Origin of the sequence: Laedolimicola ammoniilytica, assembly GCF_025567165.1 — a bacterium.
Lineage (GTDB): Bacteria > Bacillota > Clostridia > Lachnospirales > Lachnospiraceae > Laedolimicola > Laedolimicola ammoniilytica.
Genome location: NZ_JAOQKC010000001.1, coordinates 107,279 through 110,794, shown reverse-complemented (window position 1 = coordinate 110,794; position 3,516 = coordinate 107,279). Strand labels below are relative to the sequence as shown.

Here is a 3,516-nt window from a genome sequence, read left to right as displayed (position 1 = left end):
TGATGATACCGTCAATCATGCCGTAATCGTCCTCCAGCATCATTTCCGCATTTTTCAGCGGGTTTTCTGGCAGGAATCCGGGGATCTGGGTAAAACCAACACTGTCACAGTAATGACAGGATACCTTACCGTCCTGTCTGATCGCAACGATGTCGCTGACGCTCATGGAGGGACTGTGAAAGTCCACGGGCTTTTCCAGATTGAATTGCTGATAGAGTTTTTCCAGCTGCTCCGGCACAGTGCCAGACTCCCTCAGAGGAGCTGTGTAAATGAGGTCATAATTGCTGCGGTCTATGGAAATGTTATGGGACTTTAACCAGTCCAGATTCATAAAGCGCACATTCTGCGGATCGTCACGACTTACCTGATAGATGGCAAAGCAATCTCTGTTCTGGGAGAGAAATGCCTGTTCGCGTTCCTGCTGATGTTCCTGACGCTCCATGACCTTTTCGTGGAACTGAGGGCTTTTCTCCCATTCCTCATGGTCCACACCGAAAAGACCGCCATGATCCATGATTTCCTGCGGGTCAAACACCATGCTCTCCGTATTGTCCTCATACAGCACATAGACGGTCAAACCGGCGGCATCCAGTTCCAGCGCCCGTTCTCTGGTAACAGGGAGCATCCCATCATAGGTGTAGCCATATTCCTGCATATCCGGTGTGGATACCTGCTCATCCGGCATGGGGTATTCATCCAGTGCCTGCTCCTGCGCTTCCGGCAGCTGGGAAGAGGCAGTCATCTGACTGGTCTCTGCCTGCATCTGCTGATAGGCCGCTTCCTGCAAGGTCTCAACCATAGACAAGGGAGCGCGTCTGAGCGAAGTGCTGTCCAGATCGTTATCATCACAAATCTGGAGAACTGCCTTCATGCAGGAAAGCTCCGACATATCCAGCTGACCACCATCCAGCTCTTTCATGGACGCAGCATCGTAAAGAGTGTAGTCCCATCCGCTGTCACAAGGTTGGATATGAAGATAGGTAGTATCGTTGATCAGAAACAAAGCCTCCTGCTGGTTGGCATCCGCCCCCAGTACCTCCATTTCCGGCATGGTCGCAGCCAGTTCCTTTACCGCTTTCTGTACCAGCGGATTGTCACGGTAATAGTCGATTGCCTGAATAGTGTCCAGGTCAATGGTCTGCCCGGTCAAAATCGGAAACGGTCCTTCATAGTCGCTTCCGTCTTTCAGCTCAAAACCAATTCCTTTGATCCCGTTCATTCGCTCTGCCGGAATTTCCTGATAGATGCGGACCGCCTCCTCCAAAGACAGGTTATCGTGGTATTCTCCGAGGTTTGGAAACTCCATGCACTCTGCCACATAGTAAGTCAGATTGCCGGTTGGCTGCTCTATCGGGGCGGTTTCCGGCTCTGCCTTTGCATGGGGATCAATCCCACGCTCTTTGCAGATTTCCTTATAGTGGCGCTCAATGTCAGAGATCAAAGTGCCGGAGGTCTTATTGATGGTCTCCAAACTGGCTCTCAGCTCTTTCAGTTCCTTGCCCTGACTCCAGCTTGCAATATAGCCGAAGCTGTTTTCTCCGGTCTCAATGCCAAAATATTTGCAGACCGCATAGGAGATGCTTTCAGCCTCCACTTCCTCCGTGTGGCGGTCTTTCCTCTGTTCTTGCAAAAACTGGGTGAGGGTAGAAAAGCCGCCAACAAAATTCAGCCCTTCTTCCTCGGTCAGCATCAGGCGTCCATCTTCCGCCAGCTCCAGCGGCTCTGTCAGCAGAACGGAACCTGCATGGTTTACAACCACTTGTTCTTCTACACAGACCGGCTCTCCGGGGTCGTAGTCAGAACCGCGCAGGTCATAGCAATAAACGCCCTCCGGCAGATTATCACGGACAATCCGCCCATTGGAGAACAGACCGGGTTTATCAAACAGCTCGATCTCCTGATATTGCTCGTCATTGGCAATCTGAATCTTTTTCTGATTGTGGAGCTTGCTGTGGGCAATCTCGTGTACTGTGGCCGAAACCGTCTGCACCTCACTCATACCCTGACGAATGGCGATTTTCTGATGATCGGCAGAAAAATAGCCGTCCGTATCGGCGGCCATTGCTTCAAAAGTGATTGGCACCGGCGCACTACGGCGCAGGGCCTCCATGAATGCCTCATAATTGGGTACATTTCCAGAAAGGGAGGAAGCAAGCTCCGGCAAAGGTTTCCCATCGGTCTGGCTCACATCAAAAACCTTGACCGGGCGAAACATGGGGATCTCGATTTCTTTTTCCTCTGTGATGATCTTTCCGTCTTTATCCAGAATCGGAGCCTTGGTATCCGGGTCCAGTTTCTGCTCCTCGATTTTCTTCTTGTACGGTGTGGGGGCGATGATGGTAATGCCATGCTCGCCCTTTTTTACATGACGCTCAAACTGGTCTTTCCACTTATTGTATCCGGCTACCAAAGTGGCGTCCGGCTTCTGCATATAGATGAGCATGGTATTGTTTACCGAATAGCGGTGGAAGCGGGACATGACGGACAGATAACGCATATACTTTTCGCTCTCGAACAGTTCTTTGATGCCCTGCTCGATGCCATCCGTGATTTCCCTTAGCCGCTCTCGGTTGGTGGGTTTATTCTCAGCCATGATTTTCAATCTCCTTTCCAAGTGTGTGATTTCTGCTGTCTGTTCTGCAATCCATGCCTTTTGTTCTTCTTCACTTTCATAAAGAAAAAGGTCCAGTAGGTACTCTACATAGGTTTTCTTCTGGATCGCTTCCACAAAACGGGGGTGCGGTTCTTCCTCCGGTGTCCGGGGAGAATTGTCGGCCTCCCATTTTTTCAGCAGATAGTAGTAATCGGACAGTACGCGATAACACCGCTGCCGGTCCTCACGAAACTGCTGTGCCTCGGTTTTCTGCCGGACATACTTCCTGCGGGGAGGGGCCTGACTGTCATAGATCAGGCCAAAGTCCTGTGCCAGTTTCTCCGCCGCTTCTTTTGGAGAGAGGTCAAAGAGCTTTGCGGTAAAGTCGATCACATCCCCATCTGCACCGCAGCCAAAGCAGTGGAACCGCTGGTCTACCTTCATACTAGGGTTCTTATCATCGTGAAAGGGACAGCAGGCCATGCCATTTCGACTGACTTTTATCCCGTAAAACTCTGCTGCTTCTCTGGTGCTGACCGACTGCTTGACTGCTTCAAATACATTCTCTGCCATGTACCTTTAACTGCTGGACTTTCTCACAGGGGGCTGGTATCCGGCAGCTTTCGCACGCTCACTGGCAGCTTTGCGACGCTCGGCGCTGTATGGCTCCCGGACTGATACACACCGCTTAGGGACGGTAAAGTTATGGGCGTCCTTTCGGGTGATCTGGTCGGGGTGCTTTTTTGACAGCAGTTCCAGCTTCTCCATCAGACGGGGATCATGGGTGTAGACCTCAGCCATTGGTTCCGCCTGGTTATAGAGGAGAATGGTTTCCCGTTCCACTAAAGAGAGCTTCATCGGCTGCCTCCTTTCCGCTGGTCAAATTCCAGCTTGAAGTTGGCGTACTGTCCATCGTCCTCCAA

General features: G+C 51.4%; 2 protein-coding genes and 1 pseudogene. All 3 read right to left on the bottom strand.

Annotated elements, in window-relative coordinates:
• Nucleotides 1-3,166: LPD28 domain-containing protein (locus tag OCV63_RS00545; protein WP_158361564.1), on the bottom strand; the 3,166-nt coding region annotated here is incomplete at its 3' end.
• Nucleotides 3,167-3,172: 6 nt separating this feature from the next.
• A complete protein-coding gene (locus OCV63_RS00540; RefSeq protein WP_003524696.1) occupies nucleotides 3,173-3,451 on the bottom strand; it encodes a hypothetical protein in 279 nt (92 codons plus the stop codon).
• Nucleotides 3,448-3,516 (bottom strand): annotated as a pseudogene (locus tag OCV63_RS17740) (DNA topoisomerase); the annotation flags it as partial. The pseudogene OCV63_RS17740 and the gene OCV63_RS00540, both read right to left, overlap by 4 nt.